This is a genomic window from Escherichia sp. WS1451, assembly GCF_046487365.1.
GTDB classification, from domain to species: Bacteria; Pseudomonadota; Gammaproteobacteria; order Enterobacterales; family Enterobacteriaceae; genus Escherichia; species Escherichia coli.
Genome location: NZ_JBJQJP010000009.1, coordinates 83302 through 108402 on the forward strand (window position 1 = coordinate 83302; position 25101 = coordinate 108402).

A 25101-nucleotide genomic window follows, 5' to 3' on the forward strand; every position below is an offset into this window, starting at 1 on the left:
ATTACAACGATTTTCGAATCGTTCTTTCCCTGATTTTTGTGGCTTTTTCTTCTGCTTGCGACAGCAGCCCTTGTTCCTGCTTGAGAATGTCTTTAAGCGGGGCGACAAAATACACTTTCATAAACCGCCAGATATCCCGCTGAGTCAGGCCGATATTCATCGAAGAAAAATAAAGCCCAATAAGATCTTTATCGCGCCAACGACGTGGAACGCGCGTGCGAAGCTGCGCCCGGTGCAGGTCAATTACTGAAATTTTTAACTCCTCTTCCTTACCGGAAAAAGGCAAGTGCAGCAGGAAATGACAGATATAACAGTCACGGTGGTTAATGCCCGCAGCATGCATATCGCGCACCATCGTCGCGACACGCTTAATAAGCATACGCTTTACGCGAACATCTGGTGGGTTGGTCGCCCAGTCAGCACAGTAATCTTCCAGACTGATGGTTGGTGTCAGATCTTCGGTAATAATAAACGAGGTTCTGGTCAGCGGATTAATGCCTTTTTCGCCGAATGCCACCCCATACATAGTATCAACGCCGACATCCCGCAGTCGATGAATCGCATTCCATTCGCGGTCTGCGCCTAATACTGGCATCCGCAATGAGAGTAAATTTTTGATTATCTCTTTCAGGGTCGTGCCGCGATGCCATTTGAGAAAATAGCTTTTGCCCGCCATTTCAAAGCGCAGAGTGCGGCGAGTTTCCAGTTCACGAAATACCTCACCCTGCAAGATTTTAACTTCCTCAAAAGGATCTTTACCGCGCCATAACGTGGCAAACGGCTCTTTAAGTTCAACCATCCAGACCACCCGTTATGATGTCCGCCGCTTTCTCTGGCAGACTGTATAAATCTTGTGTATCAGCATAATGTCGCGCATTTTCCGCCCAGGCCTGGCGCAATGAAGATTGCGTTAACGCTTTGCGTAAAATCTCATTCAATGTTTCCTGGCGGAATGGCTCAGCAATAGCCTCGCCGCAATTGGCGTCGACAATATAATGCGCATAGCCACAAACGGCTGTTGTTAGTACCGGTAATCCTGCAGTTATCGCTTCCAGCAACACAATTCCCGCCGCTTCCTGGTAGGCAGGATGAAGTAATAAATCCGCCGCCGCCATTAATTCCGAGACATCGTTGCGCCCCGAGAAGAAGTGAACATTACTGCGCACGCCGCGTTTTTCTGCCAGCGCCTCAAATTTTCGCGGTTTATCCTGCCCAACAACATATAGTAATGTGTTGTGGCGCAGCGAATCCGGTAACGAAGCAAGTGCTTCAATGGAACGATCGACACCTTTACGCGTGAAGTCTGAACCGACCTGCAACAATAAATATTGTTGTTCGGTTATTCCATTCTTCTTACGGAAGATTTCACGGCTATTCGCTGGTTGCTGACTATATTTACGATCAGGATAAATCCCCGGTGGCAGAATATGAAAACGCTCCGCTTCAGTCTGATAATGTTTCTGGAAATCGGCGATTTGCTTATCTGTCAGCATCAGCAGCTGTGTCGGCTTGCCCTGTTCGAAGGTTGCCCGCTCAAAGGCGGCATAATGGCGATAACGTGACGTCAGGCGATAGAAAAAGCCTTTCTCCTGCGCTACTTTCTCGGCATAACAAACATCAGCGGCATAATAAACGTCCAGCCCCGGCATTTTGTTGAATCCAACGACTCTATCGACGGGATGTTCACGTAAATGTTTTTGCACCCAGGCAAAATACTCCGCATTGCGCCCGTGATTGGTATGCGATTTAACCGGCACTTTGATCAGTTCAAATACATCAGGGCATTCGCCTTCCCACGACTGGGCATAAACCCGAACATGATGACCTCGGGCGGCGACTGTCTGAGCAATGCGCATAAAATCGCGCTGCAAACCGCCAAAGGGAAAATATTTATATAAACAAAAAGCAACGATCATAACGACGTACCTGTCGTGGAGGAGGGCAGTAATTTATCGACAGCAGCAATGACATCTGCCGCCGGAATAACCGAAAGATACATCTCATTTCGGTCACGCTGATCGCGCGTTGGCATTTCCCGGTAATCTCCCGCCCAGAATTGAATCATGTTATTTGACCAGGGACGCCAGAAAATATGGTCTGTCGCACCAAACAGCGATATCAGCGGCGTATTAACTGCAGCGGCAATATGCGCCGGTGCGGAATCAACGCCAATAAACAGCTGCGCATGATCGATTAACGCACCAAGTTCCGGGAAGGTCACCTTTCCGGCCAGCGCCGTTACTGGTGGCGTCTGGCATCCCTGGGCAATTTCATTGACGCAGGCCAGATCGTCTTTATCTGGGCCGGAAGTCAGAACGACTTCATAACCACGAGCATGTAAGGCATCAATCACAGCGGAAAACTTGGCGTTGTCCCAGCATTTGAAGATTTGCCGCGCCGTAGGTTGGATAACCACATAATTTTGTCCAACACCAGCGTGATCAAGTTCGCGACGCATACGTTTCCAGCTTGCAGGCGGGTAACTCATGGTTGTCTGCTTCACCAACGATTCAAGTCCCAATGGCGTCAGCACGGATAAGTTACTTTCCACCACATTTCCACCCTGCAACGGCACCAAATGAGTGAAACTATTACGCCAAAAAGCAGACTGCCGATGATGATAATCCTGGGAAATTTTCACACGGGCATTTAATAAGCGAACCAGTATAGCAACCATCCATTGATCGGTAAGATTAACGATAAGGTCATACTTATTGGCACGTAATATCTTGATGAGATGGAAAAAGTTGGCAATTTTTTCTGAGGCTTTTGCTTTTTTATTTTTTATGCCGTAGAGCGCGTTAATCTCTGGATTTTCAGACAGGATCGGGATGGTGTCCTGATAAAGCAGCACATCGATTTTTGCGTCAGGGTAATTTTTTTTCAGCGAACTAATGACGGGAGTAGTTAATAACATATCCCCATGAAAACGCATCTTAATGAGCAAAATTCTTCGAAATGGCTTATCCACAAGTAACTCTTTTTGTTGAGATTATCCGATTAAGGTGAAGCAGAAAAAGCACGCTACCGCCCCAGGCTCAACAGCTACCTGAATACTGATACCGCACTGATATTGACGCGCTAGTGTATCACTTCTTTCGCGGCAATCCGACCCGAATGATTTTTAAGCACATTGTTGATTTTCAATAAAGAAATCAATCAAATAAAATCATTAGCAACCATATTCTTTTACTGTTGCTCTGCGATTCCTTCCTGCACGTACTGCAGAAATCAATGAATCGCATAAAAATACAAAAAAAGTATAGATGTTCAGCAAGAATTGGCGGGTAAATTGCTATTTAAGTCAAAAACGGGAAAAGTAATGGTAAAGCCACAGCTAAATACATAGAATCCCCAGCACATCCATAAGTCAGCTATTTACTATGCTCGAATTGCTTTACACCGCCCTTCTCTACCTTATTCAGCCGCTGATCTGGATACGGCTCTGGGTGCGCGGACGTAAGGCTCCGGCCTATCGAAAACGCTGGGGTGAACGTTACGGTTTTTACCGCTATCCGCTAAAACCAGGCGGCATTATGCTGCACTCCGTCTCCGTCGGTGAAACTCTGGCGGCGATCCCGTTGGTGCGCGCACTGCGTCATCGTTATCCTGATTTACCGATTACCGTAACAACCATGACTCCAACCGGTTCGGAGCGCGTACAATCGGCTTTCGGGAAGGATGTTCAGCACGTTTATCTGCCGTATGACCTGCCCGATGCACTCAACCGTTTCCTGAATAAAGTCGACCCTAAACTGGTGTTGATTATGGAAACCGAACTATGGCCTAACCTGATTGCGGCGCTACATAAACGTAAAATTCCGCTGGTGATCGCTAACGCGCGACTCTCTGCCCGCTCGGCCGCAGGTTATGCCAAACTGGGTAAATTCGTCCGCCGCTTGCTGCGTCGTATTACGCTGATTGCCGCCCAAAATGAAGAAGATGGTGCACGTTTTGTGGCGCTGGGCGCAAAAAATAATCAGGTGACCGTTACCGGTAGCCTGAAATTCGATATTTCTGTAACGCCGCAGTTGGCTGCTAAAGCCGTGACGCTGCGCCTCCAGTGGGCACCACACCGCCCGGTATGGATTGCCACCAGCACTCATGAAGGCGAAGAGAGTGTGGTGATCGCCGCACATCAGGCATTGTTACAGCAATTCCCGAATTTATTGCTCATCCTGGTACCCCGTCATCCGGAACGCTTCCCGGATGCGATTAACCTTGTCCGCCAGGCTGGACTAAGCTATATCACACGATCTTCAGGGGAAGTCCCCTCCACCAGCACGCAGGTTGTGGTTGGCGATACGATGGGCGAGTTGATGTTACTGTATGGCATTGCCGATCTCGCCTTTGTTGGCGGTTCACTGGTTGAACGTGGTGGGCATAATCCGCTGGAAGCTGCCGCACACGCTATTCCGGTATTGATGGGGCCGCATACTTTTAACTTTAAAGACATTTGCGCGCGGCTGGAGCAGGCAAGCGGGCTGATTACCGTTACCGATGCCACGTCGCTTGCAAAAGAGGTTTCCTCTTTACTCACCGACGCCGATTACCGTAGTTTCTATGGCCGTCATGCCGTTGAAGTACTGTATCAAAACCAGGGCGCGCTACAGCGTCTGCTTCAACTGCTGGAACCTTATCTGCCACCGAAAACGCATTGAGGTTGTTATGCAAAAACGGGCGATTTATCCGGGTACTTTCGATCCCATTACCAATGGTCATATCGATATCGTGACGCGCGCCACGCAAATGTTCGATCACGTTATTCTGGCGATTGCTGCCAGCCCCAGTAAAAAACCGATGTTTACTCTGGAAGAGCGTGTGGCGCTGGCACAGCAGGCAACCGCGCATCTGGGGAACGTGGAAGTGGTCGGGTTTAGTGATTTGATGGCGAACTTCGCCCGGAATCAACACGCTACGGTGCTGATTCGTGGCCTGCGTGCGGTGGCGGATTTTGAATATGAAATGCAGCTGGCGCATATGAATCGCCACTTAATGCCGGAACTGGAAAGTGTGTTTCTGATGCCGTCGAAAGAGTGGTCGTTTATCTCTTCATCGTTGGTGAAAGAGGTGGCGCGCCATCAGGGCGATGTCACACATTTCCTGCCGGAGAATGTCCATCAGGCGCTGATGGCGAAGTTAGCGTAGCGTTTATGCCGGATGGTATGCCATCCGGCTCGCATCAATTACTTCTGGCACTGCCGACAATAAAACGTTGCCCGCTGCGCATGTTTAGTCGCCACAATTGGCGTACCGCACACCCGACACGGCTCGCCTTTTCGCCCGTAAACCTGCAATTCCTGCGCGAAATAGCCCGGTTTACCATCACTTTGCAGAAAATCTTTCAGAGTTGTACCACCCTGCTCAATCGAACGCAGCAACACCGCTTTAATCACCCGAGCTAACAATTCACACTCTGCCAGCGACAGTGATGACGCCAGCCGATCCGGATGGATCCCCGCAGCAAACAGAGATTCGCTGGCATAGATATTCCCTACCCCTACCACCAGCTTGTTATCCATCAGCCATGGTTTAATCGCCGTTTTTTTCTTCGCGCACTTCTGATGCAGGTACTCACCGTTGAAATCGTCGCTAAGCGGCTCCGGTCCAAGATGGGCCAGCACGTTGTGCCCTTCCAGCTCTTTGGTCCACAGCCAGGCACCAAAGCGGCGCGGATCGGTGTAGCGCAGCACTTTACCGTTGCTCATCACCAAATCAACATGGTCATGCTTTTCAGGGGGAAGTTCTTCTGGAAGGATGCGCAGGCTGCCAGACATCCCCAAATGAATGATAATCCAGCCCTCAGGCAGCTCCAGCAGCAGATATTTAGCCCGCCGCTGCACGCTAAGCACTGGTTGGTCGCTTAAACGGTAGATCTCTTCTGAAACCGGCCAGCGCAAGCGTCCGTTGCGCACCACCGCATGAAGAATGGTTGCACCAACGAGATGCGGTTCTATGCCGCGACGGCTGGTTTCAACTTCGGGTAATTCAGGCATAGCATCTCCAGGAATGAACAGATGCAGTCAATATGGGGGCAAGCAGATAACAAAAAACCCCGCCGGAGCGAGGTTTTTCGTTACATCAAAGCGAGAATTATTTGATTTTCGCTTCTTTGTAGATCACGTGCTGGCGAACAACTGGATCGAATTTTTTCAGTTCCAGTTTTTCCGGCTTAGTACGTTTGTTCTTCGTAGTGGTATAGAAGTGACCAGTACCAGCAGAAGAAACCAGCTTGATTTTCTCACGAATACCTTTAGCCATGATTTATTTCCTCTAAGTACTTAGTACTTTTCGCCACGGGCACGCAGTTCAGCCAGAACTGTATCGATGCCTTTTTTATCGATTACACGCATACCTTTAGCAGATACGCGCAGGGTGACAAAACGCTTCTCGCTCTCAACCCAGAAACGGTGAGAGTGCAGGTTCGGCAGGAAACGGCGTTTAGTCGCGTTCAGTGCGTGGGAACGGTTGTTACCGGTCACCGGACGCTTGCCAGTAACTTGGCAGACTCGGGACATGTCTATTCTCCAAAAATCAAATTAGCTCGAGCTTCGTATGGGGTATTGGCGCCTCGTCAGGCTTTACAGCCCGGTCATCGCAGTTCTATGTGAACTCTCGATTGCCAGGCCCAAATGCCAAACCCGAGATTCTCAAAGGTGGCGTAGTATACGCTGACTCAGCGATGTGCTCAAGTCCCGAACAGACAAAGATCCCGAAGGATCGCGCATAGCGGGTTAAATCCAGCCGCGTTCGGCAAAAGAAACATACTCTCCACGCCCAATCACGATATGGTCGAGCACGCGTAAATCCATGAACTGACAACTCTTTATTATCCGTTCAGTAATGAGTTTATCCGCTTTACTGGGTTCAGCACAACCCGAAGGGTGATTATGTGCAAGGATCAGCGCCGAGGCATTTATTTTTATCGCTTCGCGGATAATTTCCCGAGGATGGACTTCAACATGGTTTAGCGTGCCGGAAAAAAGACGGCTATGCGTTATAACCCGGTGTTGTGAGTCGAGAAAGATCACCATAAAGATCTCCCGCTCCTCGCCCGTAAGCTGGCTTTGTAAAAATTCCCTCGTCATCTCCGGGCTGAGTAAAGGGCTTTCTTCACGCATCCGCACGTTGTAGTAACGCCGCGCCAGTTCGGCAATCCCCTTTAACTGGGCGAATTTCGCCACGCCAATTCCATGAACGCCACTAAACTGTTCATATTCAGAGGTTAACAAGCCATAAAGAGAGCCGAAATTCTCCAGCATCTCTTTTGCCAGGGTTAATACATCTTTACCGCGCGTTCCGGTACGCAGAAATAGCGCCAGCAGCTCGACATCCGTTAAGGCGCTAATACCAAACTTCAGCATTTTTTCGCGCGGCATCAACAGCTGTGCATTGTTTTTCACCTTCACCTCCTTTGTGGTGCTCGCATCCTGTCATAGCCGTTCCGTTAAATCGACGGCCAGTTTTCAATCCTGGAAAGCGCCTCGCAAAGTGATTCTCAGGTGAAGGCACGACAACAAAAGTATTGTGATAAAATCGCCAACTTCTGGTGTCACCCAACAGGAAAAATCATCATGAGCCTGGCCGGTAAAAAAATCGTTCTCGGCGTCAGCGGCGGTATTGCTGCCTATAAAACCCCTGAACTGGTGCGTCGTTTGCGCGATCGCGGGGCCGACGTCCGCGTAGCCATGACCGAAGCGGCAAAAGCCTTTATCACCCCACTTAGCTTGCAGGCGGTTTCTGGTTATCCCGTTTCCGACAGTCTGCTGGACCCGGCAGCCGAAGCCGCTATGGGCCATATTGAGCTGGGTAAATGGGCTGATTTAGTGATTCTCGCCCCTGCCACGGCAGATTTGATTGCCCGTGTTGCTGCCGGAATGGCGAATGATCTGGTATCGACGATTTGTCTGGCCACACCTGCGCCTGTAGCCGTGCTCCCCGCCATGAACCAGCAGATGTACCGTGCCGCCGCCACGCAGCATAATTTAGAGGTACTTGCTTCCCGTGGTTTGCTCATCTGGGGGCCAGACAGTGGCAGTCAGGCTTGTGGTGATATCGGCCCTGGGCGAATGCTCGATCCGTTAACCATTGTGGATATGGCGGTGGCGCATTTTTCGCCCGTCAACGACCTGAAACATCTGAACATTATGATTACCGCCGGCCCGACGCGTGAACCGCTCGATCCGGTGCGTTATATCTCTAATCACAGCTCCGGCAAGATGGGTTTTGCTATCGCCGCCGCCGCTGCCCGTCGTGGCGCGAACGTCACGCTGGTATCAGGTCCGGTTTCGCTACCGACGCCACCGTTTGTTAAACGTGTTGATGTGATGACCGCGCTGGAAATGGAAGCCGCCGTGAATGCATCTGTACAGCAGCAAAATATTTTTATCGGTTGCGCCGCCGTGGCGGATTATCGCGCAGCTACCGTGGCCCCAGAAAAAATCAAAAAGCAGGCCACGCAGGGTGATGAATTAACAATAAAAATGGTTAAAAACCCCGATATCGTCGCAGGCGTTGCCGCACTAAAAGACCATCGACCCTACGTCGTTGGATTTGCCGCCGAAACAAATAATGTGGAAGAATACGCTCGGCAAAAACGTATCCGTAAAAACCTTGATCTGATCTGCGCGAACGATGTTTCCCAGCCAACTCAAGGATTTAACAGCGACAACAACGCATTACACCTTTTCTGGCAGGACGGAGATAAAGTCTTACCGCTTGAGCGCAAAGAGCTCCTTGGCCAATTATTACTCGACGAGATCGTGACCCGTTATGATGAAAAAAATCGACGTTAAGATTCTGGACCCGCGCGTTGGGAAGGAATTTCCGCTCCCGACTTATGCCACCTCTGGCTCTGCCGGACTTGACCTGCGTGCCTGTCTCGACGACGCCGTAGAACTGGCTCCGGGTGACACTACGCTGGTTCCGACCGGGCTGGCGATTCATATTGCCGATCCTTCACTGGCGGCAATGATGCTGCCGCGCTCCGGATTGGGACATAAGCACGGTATCGTGCTTGGTAACCTGGTAGGATTGATCGATTCTGACTATCAGGGCCAGTTGATGATTTCCGTGTGGAACCGTGGTCAGGACAGCTTCACCATTCAACCAGGCGAACGCATCGCCCAGATGATTTTTGTTCCGGTAGTACAGGCTGAATTTAATCTGGTGGAAGATTTCGACGCCACCGACCGCGGTGAAGGCGGCTTTGGTCACTCTGGTCGTCAGTAACACATACGCATCCGAATAACGTCATAACATAGCCGCAAACATTTCGTTTGCGGTCATAGCGTGGGTGCCGCCTGGCAAGTGCTTATTTTCAGGGGTATTTTGTAACATGGCAGAAAAACAAACTGCGAAAAGGAACCGTCGCGAGGAAATACTTCAGTCTCTGGCGCTGATGCTGGAATCCAGCGATGGAAGCCAACGTATCACGACGGCAAAACTGGCCGCCTCTGTCGGCGTTTCCGAAGCGGCACTGTATCGCCACTTCCCCAGTAAGACCCGCATGTTCGATAGCCTGATTGAGTTTATCGAAGATAGCCTGATTACTCGCATCAATCTGATTCTGAAAGATGAGAAGGACACCACAGCGCGCCTGCGTCTGATTGTGTTGCTGCTTCTCGGTTTTGGTGAGCGTAATCCTGGCCTGACCCGCATCCTCACTGGTCATGCGCTAATGTTTGAACAGGATCGCCTGCAAGGGCGCATCAACCAGCTATTCGAGCGTATTGAAGCGCAGTTGCGTCAGGTATTGCGCGAAAAGAGAATGCGTGAGGGCGAAGGCTACGCGACGGATGAAACCCTGCTGGCAAGCCAGATCCTGGCCTTCTGTGAAGGTATGCTGTCACGTTTTGTCCGCAGCGAGTTTAAATACCGCCCGACGGATGATTTTGACGCCCGCTGGCCGCTAATTGCCGCACAGTTGCAGTAATATGACGCCGGATGACTTTTCATCCGGCGAGTTTCTTTAAACGCCGAACTCTTCGCGATAGGCCTTAACCGCCGCCAAATGTTCCGCCATTTCCGGCTTCTCTTCCAGGTAAGCAATCAGGTCTTTCAGGGTGATGATAGAGATCACTTTGCAGTTGTAATCACGCTCAACTTCCTGAATTGCCGAAATCTCGCCGCGCCCCCGTTCCTGACGATCGAGCGAAATCATTACGCCAGCAAGCGTCGCGCCATTGGCCTGAATAATTTCCATCGACTCGCGAATCGCCGTTCCGGCGGTGATCACATCATCCACCAGCATTACGCGTCCTTGTAACGCGCTACCAACCAGATTGCCGCCTTCACCGTGGTCTTTTGCTTCTTTGCGGTTAAAGCAGTACGGCAGGTCCAGGTCATGATGCTCCGCCAGCGCCACGGCAGTTGTGGTGGCAATCGGGATCCCTTTGTAAGCAGGGCCAAACAGCAGATCGAACTCAATGCCGGAATCCACCAATGCTTCAGCGTAAAAACGGCCTAACAGTGCCAGATCGCGCCCGGTATTAAACAGCCCGGCGTTGAAGAAATAGGGGCTTTTGCGCCCGGATTTCAGCGTAAACTCGCCAAACTTTAACACCTGCTTGCTAAGCGCAAATTCAATAAACTGGCGCTGATATGGTTTCATGCCTTCGCTCCTCATCTTACTTTTCTACAGACAAAAAAAAGGCGACTCATCAGTCGCCTTAAAAATCAGTTTGCCAGCGCCGCCTTCTGCGTCGCTACAATGGATTCGATTCCCCCTCGGGCCAGCGCCAACAAGGTGAGTAACTCTTCATGGGTGAACGGCTCGCCTTCTGCCGTCCCCTGCACTTCAATGATGCGCCCGTCTTCGGTCATCACTACGTTCATGTCGGTCTCTGCGGCAGAGTCTTCAACGTATTCCAGATCGCAAACCGCTTCGCCGTTGACAATGCCGACAGAAACCGCGGCTACCATCCCTTTCATTGGATTAGTTTTCAGCTTGCCATTTTCAACCAGTTTATTCAGGGCATCGGCTAGTGCAACACAAGCACCGGTGATAGAAGCAGTGCGGGTGCCGCCATCGGCCTGAAGTACGTCACAATCCAGCGTAATGGTAAACTCACCGAGGACTTTCAAATCTACCGCGGCGCGCAATGCACGAGCGATCAGACGCTGGATTTCCATCGTGCGGCCGCCCTGCTTACCCTTCGCCGCTTCACGGGCATTACGGGTATGAGTAGAACGCGGCAGCATACCGTATTCTGCGGTGATCCAACCCTGGCCCTGACCTTTCAGGAAGCGCGGCACGCCTTCTTCAATAGAGGCGGTACACAACACTTTGGTATCGCCAAATTCGACCAGCACCGAGCCTTCTGCATGTTTTGTATAGTTACGAGTCAGGGTAACGGGACGCACCTGATTATTGCTACGGCCTGCTGGACGCATATTGAAATCTCCGGCTTGAAACAAATGTGGCTGCGCATTATACGGACTTCCGGCGGTTATTCCTATCCTGACAAGGCATCGATGGCTATAATCCTTCCACCTCTCCTTTTATAAACAGGAACGTCTATGATCCGCAGTATGACCGCCTACGCCCGGCGTGAAATCAAGGGTGAATGGGGGAGCGCAACCTGGGAAATGCGCTCGGTAAACCAGCGTTATCTGGAAACTTACTTTCGTCTGCCGGAGCAGTTCCGTAGCCTTGAACCTGTCGTTCGCGAGCGTATTCGTTCTCGCCTGACGCGCGGTAAAGTGGAATGTACCCTGCGCTATGAGCCAGATGTTAGCGCGCAAGGTGAGCTGATCCTCAACGAAAAACTGGCTAAACAGCTGGTAACCGCCGCGAACTGGGTAAAAATGCAGAGTGATGAAGGGGAAATCAACCCGGTTGATATTCTACGCTGGCCGGGCGTGATGGCAGCCCAGGAGCAGGATCTCGACGCGATTGCCGCTGAAATTCTCGCGGCGTTGGATGGTACGCTGGACGACTTTATCGTCGCGCGCGAAACCGAAGGTCAGGCGCTGAAAGCATTGATCGAGCAGCGTCTGGAAGGCGTCACCGCCGAAGTGGTCAAAGTCCGCGCCCATATGCCGGAAATCCTGCAATGGCAGCGTGAGCGTCTGGTCGCGAAGCTGGAAGATGCTCAGGTGCAACTGGAAAACAACCGTCTGGAGCAGGAGTTGGTTCTGCTGGCACAACGAATTGACGTTGCCGAAGAACTGGACCGCCTCGAAGCGCATGTCAAAGAGACCTACAACATTCTGAAGAAAAAAGAAGCGGTTGGCCGTCGTCTGGACTTTATGATGCAGGAGTTCAACCGCGAGTCGAACACTCTTGCTTCGAAGTCTATCAATGCCGAAGTGACAAACTCCGCGATTGAGCTGAAAGTGTTGATTGAGCAGATGCGCGAGCAGATTCAGAACATTGAATAACTCGTAACGCCAATTCTTACTTTTCAGCCTTCACAAATGCCGCCCACTCAAACAGAGCGGCATTTTTCTTCCCCGCAACTTCAATTCTGTTTTGCGTGCCTGCTCCAGATTTTGCGATGTTTTTTTGCCCAGCACACTGAGAACGTGAGATACTCACAACTGTATATAAACACAGTTGTAAACTTACTTTCCTTGCAATCGATATCACATGGAGTGGGCAATGAACGAACATCATCAACCTTTTGAAGAAATACGGCATTATGGCACTGAAGGGCAAGAATTTTGGTCAGCGAGAGAATTGGCACCGTTACTAGATTATCGGGACTGGCGCAATTTTCAAAAGGTACTGGCCCGCGCGACTCAAGCGTGCGAAGCCAGCAATCAAGCTGCATCTGACCATTTCGTTGAAACCACCAAAATGGTTGTATTAGGTTCAGGGGCTCAACGAGAACTTGAAGATGTTCATCTCTCCCGCTATGCCTGTTACCTGGTAGTACAAAACGGCGACCCTGCGAAACCGGTTATTGCGGCAGGGCAAACTTATTTTGCTATCCAGACCCGACGGCAGGAGCTGGCTGACGATGAAGCTTTCAGGCAACTTCGTGAAGACGAAAAGCGTCTTTTTCTGAGAAATGAGTTGAAAGAACATAACAAACAATTAGTTGAGGCAGCGCAGCAAGCTGGGGTAGCGACAGCTATCGATTTCGCCATATTTCAGAATCATGGTTACCGGGGACTGTATGGTGGATTAGATCAGAAAGCCATCCATCAGCGGAAGGGGCTGAAAAAGAGTCAGAAGATCCTGGATCATATGGGTTCAACAGAACTGGCGGCTAATCTCTTTCGAGCTACCCAAACAGAAGAAAAACTCAAGCGGGATGGCGTGAATTCAAAACAGCAAGCTAACACCACACACTTTGACGTGGGTCGCAAGGTGAGGCAAACCATTCAGGAACTTGGCGGAACCATGCCTGAGGAGTTGCCGACCCCGCAGGTCAGCATCAAGCAGTTGGAAAACAGTGTAAAAATTACAGAGAAAAAATAGCAGAAACTAAAAACTCTTTTTGATGATTGAGACACCCGATGCGTAAGCCAAGGTCCAGGTGCAGTGAACACAATGGCTAAACATTGCACCTTTCTTTTCCACTCCTCAATTTTAACCTATTTTTTCTTATGCATTTTCTCAGACAGGAAGTCAGAAGAATGCATCTACGCTACAGAAAATAGCGATTTCACATAACTACAAGTTATCAATTTCCTCTCACCTTAAAAAATCTCAATCGTGACAATGCGCACAAATCGCTACCCTTCCAGACAGATTTTTAGGGAGAGAACCATGCTGTTACACATTTTGTATTTGGTTGGCATTACTGCCGAAGCCATGACGGGGGCGCTGGCGGCCGGACGACGGCGCATGGATACATTTGGCGTAATTATTATTGCGACCGCCACGGCAATTGGCGGAGGGTCAGTGCGCGATATTCTGCTGGGCCACTATCCGCTCGGCTGGGTCAAACACCCGGAATATGTGATTATCGTCGCTACCGCCGCAGTACTCACCACTATCGTTGCTCCTGTAATGCCTTACCTGCGCAAAGTGTTTCTGGTGCTCGATGCGCTCGGACTGGTAGTCTTTTCTATCATTGGCGCACAGGTTGCACTGGATATGGGACACGGCCCGATCATTGCCGTTGTCGCAGCTGTGACGACCGGCGTATTTGGCGGCGTTTTGCGCGATATGTTCTGTAAACGCATCCCACTGGTATTCCAGAAAGAGTTGTATGCCGGTGTCTCATTTGCCTCCGCCGTGCTGTACATCGCGCTGCAACACTATGTTTCTAACCATGATGTGGTGATTATCTCCACCCTGGTATTCGGCTTTTTTGCCCGTTTACTGGCGCTACGTCTTAAGCTGGGATTACCGGTCTTTTACTACAGCCACGAAGGTCACTAAGGTTCAAAACCTGTGATCTGCTGGGCAGCCAGCCAACTGCCCAGCTTCTTGATTTGCGCATTTTCCTTCCATTCAATAACCTGTCTGGCGCGCCCCGATCCAGTCCCCGGCAACTGCTGCCAGAACTGTTCTGTGCTCAATAAAAGTTGCGACCAGGACCGTTCATCACTGGCATTAAGCGCCGCCCGGGTTAGCGGTATTCCCATTGCCATCACCCAGCGAGTAAAAGGCTGCTGACGAGCCAGATTAAACTGATGCCATAACTGCGCACTTTTACTTTTCGCGATCCCCGGCGTGTTCTGTAATTGCTCTGGCGTTAATAAAAGCCAGGAAAAGATATGCTCAAAGCGATGAGTCTGATGCAGGGCGCGCCAGCCGGCCTTACCAATGCCATCAAGCCCCAGAACCTGTTTTGACCCCAGCCAGACTAAGCGTGAAATGAACTGTTCCTGACAAACATCAGAAGCAAAGTAGCAGGTCAACGAGTTAAAGCGGTTTTCTGGTGGTGTCGGTTTTGTACGTTCTGCACCGCGCCAGACCACATCATCAATGCGAGGAATACCCTGACCGGCAAGGCTGACGAGGATCTGATCACCAGGCGCAATATCCCACTCCTGCCAGCGCCTGACGGAACCAATATTCACCCGCTGGACTTTTTTATCATCCAGCATGACAGGTGCGAGTGACGCAACCACCGATATTTTACCGCTCTTACCCACCGCAAACTGAATCGCCTTCACTTCGGCAACCTGAGCTACAGGTTGATATTTCCAGGCCACCAGCCACTCCGCCTGGCCCGGTAGCCAATGACGGGATTCGGGTTCTTTCGCCGCTCGCACAACCACGCCATCGGTGACGAAGGGTAATTTTGCTTTCCACCACTCATTGCGTACGTGCGCAACCTCATCAGCATTTTTAACCGCACGGGTATACGTCTGCGTTAGAGTAAAACCTGCGGTAGCCAGCTCCTTTAAACGATCGGTCATTAACTGCGGTCCATCCGGCCATGCCCAGACAAAAACAGCCAGTGAGTTTAGCGTATCGCTATTCCCCTGGCGCATCATCAGGCCAGCAACTTTTGCGCGGGCATTTATTCCCCCCATTTGTTGTTGGATATGCCCCTTACGCTTGAGAAATATTTCCCCCTGAAGCGTGCTGTTGGCTAAAGGCCCGCTAACGGTTTGCGGCACAGCGGAAATTAAGCGAACTTTCTGCGTCCAGTCCTCGCCTTTCAGGCCATTACCGCGACTTATTGCTTTGTTCAGTTTCCCGTCCCGATAAACCAGGGTTACCGCAACGCCATCAACTTTTGGCTGCACCCAAAGATCGCTACGTTCGCGCATCCACAGACTTAATGCGTTTTTATCCGCCATTTTGCGTACACCCGTATGGGCAACCGGATGCATAACCGCACCGTTTAAAGGCGGCATCATAGCGTCGCGAGTCTCGTTCCCAAAACAGCGTTGCCACTGCGTGAGACGGGCGCTTAACTGATCGTAAACACCGTCTTCCACCTCACTTTTCCCTTCCTTCCAGTAGTCATCGTCCCACTGTTTTATTTGCTGTTGCAGGCGGGAAATTTCTTCCTGTGCTCTGGCTGGCGACCAGGCCGGACAGACTGCCCACGCCGATGATTGCCAGCACAAGATACTTATTAATATCGCCATCCATACTTTCATCATCACCTCCGCTGTAGATAGTCAGGCAGATATACAACGTGATGAAAGCAAAGCCGAGTGGCAAAAACGGAGTCTGCGAGGACGCTTCCTGAGAATCGTCTTTATTGCAGTGAATCACAGGCAAATGCGGAAGCAGCTACGCAAAACGCAACAACTTTGCGCAAAAAGTGTGAGCAAGGGCTACGTCACATGGCCGCGCCGTGTATAATAAGCTCGTATGTAGGCTTTATTTCGCTAATCACATACGAAAGATACTCATGGCTCAAGGCACGCTTTATATTGTTTCTGCCCCCAGTGGCGCGGGTAAATCCAGCCTGATTCAGGCTTTATTAAAAACCCAACCGTTGTATGACACCCAGGTTTCTGTTTCACACACCACACGCCAACCGCGTCCTGGTGAAGTCCACGGTGAACATTATTTCTTTGTTAATCATGATGAATTTAAAGAAATGATTAGCAGAGATGCGTTCCTCGAACACGCAGAAGTTTTTGGTAATTACTATGGCACTTCGCGTGAGGCCATTGAGCAAGTCCTGGCGACCGGTGTCGATGTTTTTCTCGATATCGACTGGCAGGGCGCGCAGCAAATTCGCCAGAAGATGCCGCACGCGCGGAGTATCTTTATTTTACCGCCGTCCAAAATTGAACTGGACCGCCGTCTACGCGGTCGCGGTCAGGACAGCGAAGAGGTCATTGCAAAGCGTATGGCGCAAGCTGTTGCAGAAATGAGCCATTACGCCGAATATGATTACCTGATTGTGAATGATGACTTCGATACCGCGTTGACCGATTTGAAGACCATTATTCGCGCCGAACGTCTGCGCATGAGCCGCCAAAAGCAGCGTCATGACGCTTTAATCAGCAAATTGTTGGCAGACTGAACCTGATTTCAGTATCATGCCCAGTCATTTCTTCACCTGTGGAGCTTTTTAAGTATGGCACGCGTAACTGTTCAGGACGCTGTAGAGAAAATTGGTAACCGTTTTGACCTGGTACTGGTCGCCGCGCGTCGCGCTCGTCAGATGCAGGTAGGCGGAAAGGATCCGCTGGTACCGGAAGAAAACGATAAAACCACTGTAATCGCGCTGCGCGAAATCGAAGAAGGTCTGATCAACAACCAGATCCTCGACGTTCGTGAACGCCAGGAACAGCAAGAGCAGGAAGCCGCTGAATTACAAGCCGTTACCGCTATTGCTGAAGGTCGTCGTTAATCACAAAGCGGGTCGCCCTTGTATCTGTTTGAAAGCCTGAATCAACTGATTCAAACCTACCTGCCGGAAGACCAAATCAAGCGTCTGCGGCAGGCGTATCTCGTTGCACGTGATGCTCACGAGGGGCAAACACGTTCAAGCGGTGAACCCTATATCACGCACCCGGTGGCGGTTGCCTGCATTCTGGCCGAGATGAAACTCGACTATGAAACGCTGATGGCGGCGCTGCTGCATGACGTGATTGAAGATACTCCCGCCACCTACCAGGACATGGAACAGCTTTTTGGTAAAAGCGTCGCCGAGCTGGTAGAGGGGGTGTCGAAACTTGATAAGCTCAAGTTCCGCGATAAGAAAGAGGCGCAGGCCGAAAACTTTCGCAAGATGATTATGGCGATGGTGCAGGATATCCGCGTCATTCTCATCAAACTTGCCGACCGTACCCACAACATGCGCACGCTGGGCTCACTTCGCCCGGACAAACGTCGCCGCATCGCCCGTGAAACACTCGAAATTTACAGCCCGCTGGCGCACCGTTTAGGTATCCACCACATTAAAACCGAACTCGAAGAGCTGGGTTTTGAGGCGCTGTATCCCAACCGTTACCGCGTAATCAAAGAAGTGGTGAAAGCCGCACGCGGCAACCGTAAAGAGATGATCCAAAAAATCCTCTCTGAAATCGAAGGGCGTTTGCAGGAAGCGGGAATACCGTGCCGCGTCAGTGGTCGCGAGAAGCATCTTTATTCGATCTACTGCAAAATGGTGCTCAAAGAGCAGCGTTTTCACTCAATCATGGACATCTACGCTTTCCGCGTGATCGTCAATGATTCCGACACCTGTTATCGCGTGCTCGGGCAAATGCATAGCCTGTACAAGCCGCGTCCGGGTCGCGTGAAAGACTACATCGCCATTCCAAAAGCGAACGGCTATCAGTCTTTGCACACCTCGATGATTGGCCCGCACGGCGTGCCGGTTGAGGTCCAAATCCGTACCGAAGATATGGATCAGATGGCGGAGATGGGTGTTGCCGCGCACTGGGCTTATAAAGAGCACGGCGAAACCAGTACTACCGCACAAATCCGCGCCCAGCGCTGGATGCAAAGCCTGCTGGAGCTGCAACAGAGCGCCGGTAGTTCGTTTGAATTTATCGAGAGCGTTAAATCCGATCTCTTCCCCGATGAGATTTACGTTTTCACACCGGAAGGGCGCATTGTAGAGCTGCCTGCCGGTGCAACGCCCGTCGACTTCGCTTATGCGGTGCATACCGATATCGGCCATGCCTGCGTGGGCGCACGCGTCGACCGCCAGCCTTACCCGCTGTCGCAGCCGCTTACCAGCGGTCAAACCGTTGAAATTATTACCGCACCGGGCGCTCGCCCGAATGCCGCGTGGCTGAACTTTGTCGTTAGCTCGAAAGCGCGCGCCAAAATTCGTCAGTTGCTGAAAAACCTCAAGCGTGATGATTCTGTAAGCCTGGGACGTCGTCTGCTCAACCATGCGTTGGGTGGTAGCCGTAAGCTCAATGAAATCCCGCAGGAAAATATTCAGCGCGAGCTGGACCGCATGAAGCTGGCAACGCTTGACGATCTGCTGGCTGAAATCGGCCTTGGTAACGCAATGAGCGTGGTGGTCGCGAAAAATCTGCAACATGGGGACGCCTCCATTCCACCGGCAACCCAAAGTCACGGACATCTGCCCATTAAAGGTGCCGATGGCGTGCTGATCACCTTTGCGAAATGCTGCCGCCCTATTCCTGGCGACCCGATTATCGCCCACGTCAGCCCCGGTAAAGGTCTGGTGATCCACCATGAATCCTGCCGTAACATCCGTGGCTACCAGAAAGAGCCAGAGAAGTTTATGGCTGTGGAATGGGATAAAGAGACGGCGCAGGAGTTCATCACCGAAATCAAAGTGGAGATGTTCAATCATCAGGGCGCGCTGGCAAACCTGACAGCGGCAATTAACACCACGACCTCGAATATTCAAAGTTTGAATACGGAAGAGAAAGATGGTCGCGTCTACAGCGCCTTTATTCGTCTGACCGCCCGTGACCGTGTGCATCTGGCGAATATCATGCGCAAAATCCGCGTGATGCCAGACGTGATTAAAGTCACCCGAAACCGAAATTAATGTTTTATGAACCCAACACGTTATGCACGTATCTGCGAAATGCTCGCCAGGCGGCAGCCTGATCTGACCGTCTGCATGGAGCAGGTCCACAAACCTCATAACGTTTCTGCGATTATTCGTACCGCAGATGCCGTTGGTGTACATGAAGTTCATGCTGTCTGGCCTAGTAGCCGGATGCGCACCATGGCTTCGGCAGCTGCGGGTAGTAACAGCTGGGTACAGGTGAAAACGCACCGCACCATTGGCGATGCCGTCGCTCATCTGAAAGGCCAGGGCATGCAGATTCTGGCAACCCATCTTTCTGATAACGCTGTCGATTTCCGCGAAATTGATTACACTCGCCCGACCTGTATTTTGATGGGACAGGAGAAAACAGGCATCACGCAGGAAGCGTTGGCCCTGGCGGATCGGGACATCATCATTCCGATGATTGGCATGGTGCAATCGCTGAATGTTTCCGTTGCCTCAGCCCTCATTCTTTACGAAGCCCAGCGCCAGCGGCAAAATGCGGGCATGTACCTGCGTGAAAACAGCATGTTGCCGGAAGCAGAGCAACAACGCCTGTTGTTTGAAGGCGGCTATCCGGTGCTGGCGAAAGTCGCAAAACGCAAAGGCCTGCCTTACCCCCACGTCAATCAGCAGGGCGAAATTGAAGCCGATGCCGACTGGTGGGCCACTATGCAAGCTGCAGGGTAAGTACCATGAAAGGTCGCCTGTTAGATGCTGTCCCGCTCAGTTCCCTAACGGGCGTTGGCGCAGCGCTTAGTAACAAGCTGGCGAAAATCAACCTGCATACCGTGCAGGATCTACTCTTACACCTTCCCCTGCGCTACGAAGATCGCACCCATCTCTACCCCATCGGAGAACTACTACCGGGCGTTTATGCCACGGTGGAAGGCGAAGTGCTGAACTGCAATATCTCCTTCGGCGGTCGGCGGATGATGACCTGCCAGATCAGCGACGGTTCCGGCATTCTCACCATGCGCTTTTTCAACTTCAACGCGGCAATGAAAAATAGCCTGGCGACGGGCCGCCGCGTGCTGGCCTATGGAGAAGCAAAGCGCGGTAAATATGGCGCGGAGATGATCCACCCGGAATACCGCGTGCAGGGCGATCTCAGTACGCCAGAGTTGCAGGAAACGCTTACGCCGGTTTATCCAACAACCGAAGGCGTAAAGCAGGCCACGCTGCGTAAATTAACCGACCAGGCGCTTGATCTGCTCGACACCTGCGCCATTGAAGAACTCCTGCCGCCGGAACTGTCACAAGGAATGATGACGCTACCGGAAGCGTTGCGCACTTTGCACCGCCCGCCGCCGACGCTACAGCTTAGCGATCTGGACACCGGCCAGCATCCGGCACAACGCCGTCTGATTCTGGAAGAACTGCTGGCGCACAACCTCAGCATGTTAGCCTTACGTGCCGGAGCACAGCGTTTTCATGCCCAGCCGCTGAGCGCCAATGACGCGCTGAAAAATAAACTCCTCGCCGCCTTACCGTTCAAGCCAACGGGCGCACAGGCACGCGTGGTGGCGGAGATCGAGCGCGATATGGCGCTGGATGCGCCGATGATGCGCCTGGTGCAGGGCGATGTAGGTTCCGGTAAAACGCTGGTCGCCGCCCTCGCCGCGTTGCGTGCGATTGCCCACGGCAAACAGGTGGCATTGATGGCACCAACCGAATTACTCGCCGAGCAGCACGCCAATAACTTCCGTAACTGGTTTGCACCGCTCGGTATCGAAGTGGGCTGGCTCGCCGGTAAGCAGAAAGGTAAAGCGCGGCTGGCACAGCAGGAAGCCATCGCCAGCGGTCAGGTGCAGATGATTGTCGGAACACACGCCATCTTCCAGGAACAGGTGCAGTTTAACGGTCTGGCGCTGGTGATTATCGACGAACAGCATCGTTTTGGCGTGCATCAGCGTCTGGCGTTATGGGAGAAAGGCCAGCAGCAGGGCTTCCATCCTCATCAGTTGATCATGACCGCCACGCCCATCCCCCGCACGCTGGCGATGACTGCGTATGCTGATCTCGATACCTCGGTGATAGATGAGCTGCCGCCAGGCCGCACGCCAGTGACTACGGTCGCTATTCCTGATACCCGCCGTACCGACATTATTGACCGCGTGCGCCACGCCTGCATAACTGAAGGTCGTCAGGCGTACTGGGTGTGCACACTCATTGAAGAATCAGAATTACTGGAAGCACAGGCGGCGGAAGCTACCTGGGAAGAGTTGAAACTGGCGCTACCAGAGTTGAATGTTGGTCTGGTACACGGACGGATGAAACCAGCCGAGAAGCAGGCCGTCATGGCATCATTTAAACAAGGCGAGTTACACCTGCTGGTTGCCACTACCGTTATTGAAGTCGGTGTTGATGTGCCCAATGCCAGTCTGATGATTATCGAAAACCCTGAGCGTCTGGGTCTGGCGCAGTTACACCAGCTTCGCGGGCGTGTAGGTCGTGGTGCGGTGGCTTCTCACTGCGTGCTGCTCTACAAAACGCCGCTCTCCAAAACCGCGCAAATTCGGCTGCAAGTGCTGCGCGACAGCAACGACGGTTTTGTGATTGCACAGAAAGACTTAGAGATTCGCGGACCGGGTGAACTGTTAGGTACGCGTCAGACGGGTAATGCTGAATTTAAAGTGGCGGATTTACTGCGCGATCAGGCGATGATCCCGGAAGTTCAGCGCCTGGCGCGACATATTCACGAACGTTACCCACAGCAGGCAAAAGCCCTGATAGAACGCTGGATGCCAGAAACAGAACGTTACTCGAATGCGTAAAAAGCGGCGGTGAGAAGACCGCCGCTTCATCGGTTAACCCGCAAAAATCGGCAACATCAAATACAGCTTAATCACCAGCGCATTGACGATATCGATAAAGAACGCACCGACCATCGGCACGACCAGGAACGCCATGTGCGACGGGCCAAAGCGTTCAGTGATCGCCTGCATGTTAGCGATTGCCGTTGGCGTTGCGCCAAGGCCAAAACCACAATGACCCGCAGCCAGCACCGCCGCATCGTAGTTTTTGCCCATCATGCGCCAGGTAACGAAGATGGCATACAACGCCATGAAGATGGTCTGTACCACCAGAATCGCCAGCATCGGCAACGCCAGCGAAGCCAGCTCCCACAGTTTCAGCCCCATCAGCGCCATCGCTAGGAACAACGACAGGCTTACGTTACCCAGCACGGATACCGCTCGCTCAAAGACGCGGTAAAAGCCCATCATTGACAGACCGTTGCTCAGAATCACGCCAACAAATAGTACACAGACGAAGGTCGGTAGTTCAAAAGCAGTACCAGCCAAAAGTTGCGCAACAATTTTCCCCACCGTCAGGCAGATAGCAATCAGCGCGATAGTTTCAATCAACACCAGCGAGGTGATCATGCGGCCCACATCCGGCTTTTCGAACGCGGTCGGAACTTCCTGGTCATCCGGAATACCGTTCGGTGTGGTGGAGTGTTTCACCAGATAGCGCGCCACCGGACCGCCAATCAAGCCGCCCAGCACCAAACCGAACGTTGCACAGGCCATCGCCACTTCTGTCGCGTTGGTGAAGCCATAACGTTCAATGAACAATTTACTCCATGCAGCACCCGTACCGTGGCCGCCGGAAAGCGTAATTGAACCGGCCAACAGCCCCATCAGCGGATCAAGCCCTAACAGGCTAGCCATACCAATGCCAATGGCATTTTGCATCACCAACAAACCAACAACCACAATCAAGAAGATGCCAACCACACGCCCACCGGCACGCAAACTGGCAATGTTGGCGTTCAGGCCAATGGTGGCGAAGAAAGCCAGCATCAACGGATCGCGCAGGGACATATCAAAGTTGACTTCCCAGCCCATGCTTTTTTTCAGTATCAGCAGCGCCAGCGCCACTAATAAACCACCCGCAACAGGTTCCGGTATGGTGTATTTCTTCAAAAAGGAGACGGAATGGACCAACTTGCGCCCGAGCAGCAACGTCAGCGTTGCGGCAACAAGCGTTGCTAAAGTATCGAGATGAAACATAGTTACTCCTTTGTGTCCGCATCACTCTTTCATACTCGTCATACTTCATCGCGCATTTGCAGTAAGGCGAAATATGACGAGTATCGAGTCATGCTTTCCTGGTTCGAATTCTTCGCTGAAAATAGAAAAATGGCATGGATTTTAAGCAGAAAACAACTAAAAGTTATATAAAAAAGTACATTTATCTCATTTAAATATTTAGATGAGGATGTAGCAAACGTTTGCTTTTCTTTTTCGGTCAGCTAAAATGCCCGCTTTGCTACCACGGGATTGTTTTCGATGTCTGTTTCCACCCTCGAGTCAGAAAATGCGCAACCGGTTGCGCAGACTCAAAACAGCGAACTGATTTACCGTCTTGAAGATCGTCCGCCGCTTCCTCAAACCCTGTTTGCCGCCTGTCAGCATTTGCTGGCGATGTTCGTTGCGGTGATCACGCCAGCGCTATTAATCTGCCAGGCGCTGGGTTTACCGGCACAAGACACGCAACACATTATTAGTATGTCGCTGTTTGCCTCCGGTGTGGCATCGATTATTCAAATTAAGGCCTGGGGTCCGGTTGGCTCCGGGTTGTTGTCTATTCAGGGCACCAGCTTCAACTTTGTTGCTCCGCTGATTATGGGCGGCACAGCGCTGAAGACCGGTGGTGCTGATGTTCCTACCATGATGGCGGCTTTGTTCGGCACGTTGATGCTGGCAAGTTGTACCGAGATGGTGATCTCCCGCGTTCTGCATCTGGCGCGCCGCATTATTACGCCGCTGGTTTCTGGCGTTGTGGTGATGATTATCGGCCTGTCGCTAATTCAGGTGGGGCTGACCTCCATTGGCGGCGGTTACGCAGCCATGAGCGATAACACCTTCGGCGCACCGAAAAATCTGCTGCTGGCAGGCGTGGTCTTAGCCTTAATTATCCTGCTTAACCGTCAACGTAACCCTTACTTACGCGTGGCCTCACTGGTGATTGCGATGGCGGCCGGATATGCGCTGGCGTGGTTTATGGACATGTTGCCAGAAAGCAACGAACCGATGACGCAAGAACTGATTATGGTGCCAACGCCGCTCTATTACGGTCTTGGCATTGAATGGAGTCTGCTGCTGCCGCTGATGCTGGTCTTTATGATCACTTCGCTGGAAACCATTGGCGATATCACGGCGACCTCTGACGTTTCCGAACAGCCGATTTCCGGTCCGCTGTACATGAAACGCCTGAAAGGCGGCGTGCTGGCAAACGGCCTGAACTCGTTTGTCTCGGCGGTATTTAATACCTTCCCGAACTCCTGCTTCGGGCAGAACAACGGGGTGATCCAGTTAACCGGTGTTGCCAGCCGCTATGTCGGTTTTGTCGTCGCGCTGATGTTGATCGTGCTGGGTCTGTTCCCGGCAGTGAGCGGTTTTGTACAACACATTCCAGAACCGGTTCTGGGCGGCGCAACGCTTGTAATGTTTGGCACCATCGCCGCCTCCGGTGTGCGTATCGTTTCTCGTGAGCCGCTGAACCGCCGGGCGATTCTGATTATCGCGCTGTCGCTGGCGGTCGGTCTGGGCGTGTCTCAGCAGCCGCTGATTTTGCAGTTTGCCCCTGAATGGCTGAAAAACCTGCTCTCCTCCGGGATCGCCGCGGGCGGTATTACTGCCATCGTGCTGAATCTGATTTTCCCACCAGAAAAACAGTAATTCACTGGCGGCGGTAAGATAATTACCGCCGCAGTCTCACCTCTTTCACCATT

At 51.8% G+C, this 25101-nt stretch carries 25 protein-coding genes; 14 read left to right on the forward strand and 11 right to left on the reverse strand.

Features of this window, described 5'->3' with window-relative positions; all coding sequences use genetic code 11:
* Position 1: 1 nt before the first annotated feature.
* Genes rfaP through rfaQ form a run of 3 tightly spaced genes read right to left on the reverse strand, consistent with a single transcriptional unit; the run spans position 2 to position 2971 of the window.
* The gene (gene rfaP / locus ACJHX7_RS13405) at positions 2 to 799 is read right to left on the reverse strand and encodes a lipopolysaccharide core heptose(I) kinase RfaP (RefSeq protein WP_001330355.1); all 798 of its coding nucleotides are present in this window, start codon (positions 797 to 799) and stop codon (positions 2 to 4) included.
* On the reverse strand, positions 792 to 1916 hold the full coding sequence (locus ACJHX7_RS13410) for a glycosyltransferase family 4 protein (protein WP_000634231.1): 1125 nt from the start codon (positions 1914 to 1916) through the stop codon (positions 792 to 794). Before ACJHX7_RS13410 ends, rfaP begins: the two co-directional genes overlap by 8 nt.
* Complete coding sequence (rfaQ, locus tag ACJHX7_RS13415; RefSeq protein WP_000360395.1) at positions 1913 to 2971, reverse strand: lipopolysaccharide core heptosyltransferase RfaQ; 1059 nt, start codon at positions 2969 to 2971, stop codon at positions 1913 to 1915. The genes ACJHX7_RS13410 and rfaQ overlap by 4 nt, the downstream gene beginning before the upstream one ends.
* A 412-nt stretch (positions 2972 to 3383) precedes the next feature.
* Between rfaQ and waaA the strand changes: the two genes are divergently transcribed.
* Both waaA and coaD read left to right on the forward strand, forming a co-directional pair.
* Positions 3384 to 4661: a lipid IV(A) 3-deoxy-D-manno-octulosonic acid transferase gene (waaA, locus tag ACJHX7_RS13420; protein ID WP_094030274.1), complete on the forward strand. Its 1278-nt coding sequence runs from the start codon at positions 3384 to 3386 to the stop codon at positions 4659 to 4661.
* Positions 4662 to 4668: 7 nt separating this feature from the next.
* Positions 4669 to 5148 carry a pantetheine-phosphate adenylyltransferase gene (coaD, locus tag ACJHX7_RS13425; RefSeq protein WP_001171866.1) on the forward strand — a complete coding sequence of 160 codons (480 nt, stop codon included), beginning with the start codon at positions 4669 to 4671 and terminating at the stop codon, positions 5146 to 5148.
* A 38-nt stretch (positions 5149 to 5186) separates the two neighbouring features.
* Here the strand turns inward: coaD and mutM are convergent, their stop codons facing one another.
* From mutM to radC, 4 genes are all read right to left on the reverse strand, one after another.
* Positions 5187 to 5996, reverse strand: a complete 810-nt coding sequence (gene mutM, locus ACJHX7_RS13430) for a bifunctional DNA-formamidopyrimidine glycosylase/DNA-(apurinic or apyrimidinic site) lyase (protein WP_001114533.1) — start codon at positions 5994 to 5996, stop codon at positions 5187 to 5189.
* Positions 5997 to 6093: 97 nt separating this feature from the next.
* Positions 6094 to 6261, reverse strand: a complete 168-nt coding sequence (gene rpmG / locus ACJHX7_RS13435) for a 50S ribosomal protein L33 (protein WP_001051798.1) — start codon at positions 6259 to 6261, stop codon at positions 6094 to 6096.
* Between the two features lie 20 nt (positions 6262 to 6281).
* A complete protein-coding gene (rpmB, locus tag ACJHX7_RS13440; protein ID WP_000091955.1) occupies positions 6282 to 6518 on the reverse strand; it encodes a 50S ribosomal protein L28 in 237 nt (78 codons plus the stop codon).
* Between the two features lie 216 nt (positions 6519 to 6734).
* Positions 6735 to 7403, reverse strand: coding sequence for a RadC family protein (radC, locus tag ACJHX7_RS13445; protein WP_001297375.1), 669 nt, complete (start codon positions 7401 to 7403; stop codon positions 6735 to 6737).
* Between the two features lie 171 nt (positions 7404 to 7574).
* Here radC and coaBC point away from each other — a divergent pair, with 171 nt between their 5' ends.
* The 3 genes from coaBC to slmA all read left to right on the forward strand — a co-directional run bounded on the left by coaBC (position 7575) and on the right by slmA (position 9934).
* The gene (gene coaBC / locus ACJHX7_RS13450; protein ID WP_000050139.1) at positions 7575 to 8795 is read left to right on the forward strand and encodes a bifunctional phosphopantothenoylcysteine decarboxylase/phosphopantothenate--cysteine ligase CoaBC; all 1221 of its coding nucleotides are present in this window, start codon (positions 7575 to 7577) and stop codon (positions 8793 to 8795) included.
* Positions 8773 to 9231, forward strand: a complete 459-nt coding sequence (gene dut / locus ACJHX7_RS13455; RefSeq protein WP_000976070.1) for a dUTP diphosphatase — start codon at positions 8773 to 8775, stop codon at positions 9229 to 9231. Before coaBC ends, dut begins: the two co-directional genes overlap by 23 nt.
* A gap of 106 nt (positions 9232 to 9337) precedes the next feature.
* Positions 9338 to 9934: a nucleoid occlusion factor SlmA gene (gene slmA / locus ACJHX7_RS13460; protein WP_000818598.1), complete on the forward strand. Its 597-nt coding sequence runs from the start codon at positions 9338 to 9340 to the stop codon at positions 9932 to 9934.
* 36 nt (positions 9935 to 9970) lie between these two features.
* Here the strand turns inward: slmA and pyrE are convergent, their stop codons facing one another.
* Positions 9971 to 10612 (reverse strand): orotate phosphoribosyltransferase, encoded by a 642-nt coding sequence (gene pyrE, locus ACJHX7_RS13465; protein ID WP_089583370.1) that lies wholly within the window; start codon positions 10610 to 10612, stop codon positions 9971 to 9973.
* A 65-nt stretch (positions 10613 to 10677) separates the two neighbouring features.
* Positions 10678 to 11394, reverse strand: coding sequence for a ribonuclease PH (gene rph, locus ACJHX7_RS13470; RefSeq protein ID WP_410231630.1), 717 nt, complete (start codon positions 11392 to 11394; stop codon positions 10678 to 10680).
* Positions 11395 to 11520: 126 nt separating this feature from the next.
* Here rph and ACJHX7_RS13475 point away from each other — a divergent pair, with 126 nt between their 5' ends.
* The 3 genes from ACJHX7_RS13475 to ACJHX7_RS13485 all read left to right on the forward strand — a co-directional run bounded on the left by ACJHX7_RS13475 (position 11521) and on the right by ACJHX7_RS13485 (position 14338).
* On the forward strand, positions 11521 to 12384 hold the full coding sequence (locus tag ACJHX7_RS13475; protein ID WP_000621336.1) for a YicC/YloC family endoribonuclease: 864 nt from the start codon (positions 11521 to 11523) through the stop codon (positions 12382 to 12384).
* Positions 12385 to 12604: 220 nt separating this feature from the next.
* Positions 12605 to 13429, forward strand: coding sequence for a DNA damage-inducible protein D (dinD, locus tag ACJHX7_RS13480; protein WP_001297973.1), 825 nt, complete (start codon positions 12605 to 12607; stop codon positions 13427 to 13429).
* A 291-nt stretch (positions 13430 to 13720) separates the two neighbouring features.
* Positions 13721 to 14338: a trimeric intracellular cation channel family protein gene (locus tag ACJHX7_RS13485; RefSeq protein ID WP_000924289.1), complete on the forward strand. Its 618-nt coding sequence runs from the start codon at positions 13721 to 13723 to the stop codon at positions 14336 to 14338.
* Here the strand turns inward: ACJHX7_RS13485 and ligB are convergent.
* On the reverse strand, positions 14335 to 16017 hold the full coding sequence (gene ligB, locus ACJHX7_RS13490; RefSeq protein ID WP_094030275.1) for an NAD-dependent DNA ligase LigB: 1683 nt from the start codon (positions 16015 to 16017) through the stop codon (positions 14335 to 14337). The two genes, ACJHX7_RS13485 and ligB, sit on opposite strands and share 4 nt — an antisense overlap.
* A 257-nt stretch (positions 16018 to 16274) precedes the next feature.
* On the opposite strand from ligB, the gene gmk reads away from it, so the two are divergent.
* The 5 genes from gmk to recG are packed head-to-tail and all read left to right on the forward strand — an operon-like array spanning position 16275 to position 22138.
* Positions 16275 to 16898 (forward strand): guanylate kinase, encoded by a 624-nt coding sequence (gene gmk, locus ACJHX7_RS13495; protein ID WP_001295237.1) that lies wholly within the window; start codon positions 16275 to 16277, stop codon positions 16896 to 16898.
* Between the two features lie 54 nt (positions 16899 to 16952).
* On the forward strand, positions 16953 to 17228 hold the full coding sequence (gene rpoZ, locus ACJHX7_RS13500) for a DNA-directed RNA polymerase subunit omega (protein WP_000135058.1): 276 nt from the start codon (positions 16953 to 16955) through the stop codon (positions 17226 to 17228).
* Between the two features lie 18 nt (positions 17229 to 17246).
* Positions 17247 to 19355, forward strand: coding sequence for a bifunctional GTP diphosphokinase/guanosine-3',5'-bis pyrophosphate 3'-pyrophosphohydrolase (gene spoT / locus ACJHX7_RS13505; RefSeq protein WP_000280488.1), 2109 nt, complete (start codon positions 17247 to 17249; stop codon positions 19353 to 19355).
* Positions 19356 to 19361: 6 nt separating this feature from the next.
* The gene (trmH, locus tag ACJHX7_RS13510) at positions 19362 to 20051 is read left to right on the forward strand and encodes a tRNA (guanosine(18)-2'-O)-methyltransferase TrmH (protein ID WP_094030276.1); all 690 of its coding nucleotides are present in this window, start codon (positions 19362 to 19364) and stop codon (positions 20049 to 20051) included.
* A gap of 5 nt (positions 20052 to 20056) precedes the next feature.
* Entirely contained in the window at positions 20057 to 22138 is a 2082-nt protein-coding gene (gene recG / locus ACJHX7_RS13515; protein ID WP_094030277.1) for an ATP-dependent DNA helicase RecG, read from the forward strand.
* A 33-nt stretch (positions 22139 to 22171) separates the two neighbouring features.
* Here recG and gltS read toward each other — a convergent pair whose 3' ends face one another.
* Positions 22172 to 23377 (reverse strand): sodium/glutamate symporter, encoded by a 1206-nt coding sequence (gene gltS / locus ACJHX7_RS13520; RefSeq protein ID WP_000468822.1) that lies wholly within the window; start codon positions 23375 to 23377, stop codon positions 22172 to 22174.
* Positions 23378 to 23656: 279 nt separating this feature from the next.
* Between gltS and xanP the strand changes: the two genes are divergently transcribed.
* The gene (gene xanP / locus ACJHX7_RS13525; protein ID WP_410231631.1) at positions 23657 to 25048 is read left to right on the forward strand and encodes a xanthine/proton symporter XanP; all 1392 of its coding nucleotides are present in this window, start codon (positions 23657 to 23659) and stop codon (positions 25046 to 25048) included.
* Positions 25049 to 25101: the final 53 nt, after the last annotated feature.

Coding starts and splice junctions, on each gene's coding strand:
- gmk (WP_001295237.1), top strand. CDS start 16,275: ATGGCTCAAGGCACGCTTTATATTGTTTCTGCCCCCAGTGGCGCGGGT.
- dut (WP_000976070.1), top strand. CDS start 8,773: ATGATGAAAAAAATCGACGTTAAGATTCTGGACCCGCGCGTTGGGAAG.
- dinD (WP_001297973.1), top strand. CDS start 12,605: ATGAACGAACATCATCAACCTTTTGAAGAAATACGGCATTATGGCACT.
- rpmB (WP_000091955.1), bottom strand. CDS start 6,518: ATGTCCCGAGTCTGCCAAGTTACTGGCAAGCGTCCGGTGACCGGTAAC.
- rpmG (WP_001051798.1), bottom strand. CDS start 6,261: ATGGCTAAAGGTATTCGTGAGAAAATCAAGCTGGTTTCTTCTGCTGGT.
- pyrE (WP_089583370.1), bottom strand. CDS start 10,612: ATGAAACCATATCAGCGCCAGTTTATTGAATTTGCGCTTAGCAAGCAG.
- rpoZ (WP_000135058.1), top strand. CDS start 16,953: ATGGCACGCGTAACTGTTCAGGACGCTGTAGAGAAAATTGGTAACCGT.
- coaD (WP_001171866.1), top strand. CDS start 4,669: ATGCAAAAACGGGCGATTTATCCGGGTACTTTCGATCCCATTACCAAT.
- rph (WP_410231630.1), bottom strand. CDS start 11,394: ATGCGTCCAGCAGGCCGTAGCAATAATCAGGTGCGTCCCGTTACCCTG.
- gltS (WP_000468822.1), bottom strand. CDS start 23,377: ATGTTTCATCTCGATACTTTAGCAACGCTTGTTGCCGCAACGCTGACG.
- rfaP (WP_001330355.1), bottom strand. CDS start 799: ATGGTTGAACTTAAAGAGCCGTTTGCCACGTTATGGCGCGGTAAAGAT.
- slmA (WP_000818598.1), top strand. CDS start 9,338: ATGGCAGAAAAACAAACTGCGAAAAGGAACCGTCGCGAGGAAATACTT.
- ACJHX7_RS13475 (WP_000621336.1), top strand. CDS start 11,521: ATGATCCGCAGTATGACCGCCTACGCCCGGCGTGAAATCAAGGGTGAA.
- mutM (WP_001114533.1), bottom strand. CDS start 5,996: ATGCCTGAATTACCCGAAGTTGAAACCAGCCGTCGCGGCATAGAACCG.
- coaBC (WP_000050139.1), top strand. CDS start 7,575: ATGAGCCTGGCCGGTAAAAAAATCGTTCTCGGCGTCAGCGGCGGTATT.
- xanP (WP_410231631.1), top strand. CDS start 23,657: ATGTCTGTTTCCACCCTCGAGTCAGAAAATGCGCAACCGGTTGCGCAG.
- recG (WP_094030277.1), top strand. CDS start 20,057: ATGAAAGGTCGCCTGTTAGATGCTGTCCCGCTCAGTTCCCTAACGGGC.
- ACJHX7_RS13485 (WP_000924289.1), top strand. CDS start 13,721: ATGCTGTTACACATTTTGTATTTGGTTGGCATTACTGCCGAAGCCATG.
- ligB (WP_094030275.1), bottom strand. CDS start 16,017: ATGAAAGTATGGATGGCGATATTAATAAGTATCTTGTGCTGGCAATCA.
- ACJHX7_RS13410 (WP_000634231.1), bottom strand. CDS start 1,916: ATGATCGTTGCTTTTTGTTTATATAAATATTTTCCCTTTGGCGGTTTG.
- waaA (WP_094030274.1), top strand. CDS start 3,384: ATGCTCGAATTGCTTTACACCGCCCTTCTCTACCTTATTCAGCCGCTG.
- trmH (WP_094030276.1), top strand. CDS start 19,362: ATGAACCCAACACGTTATGCACGTATCTGCGAAATGCTCGCCAGGCGG.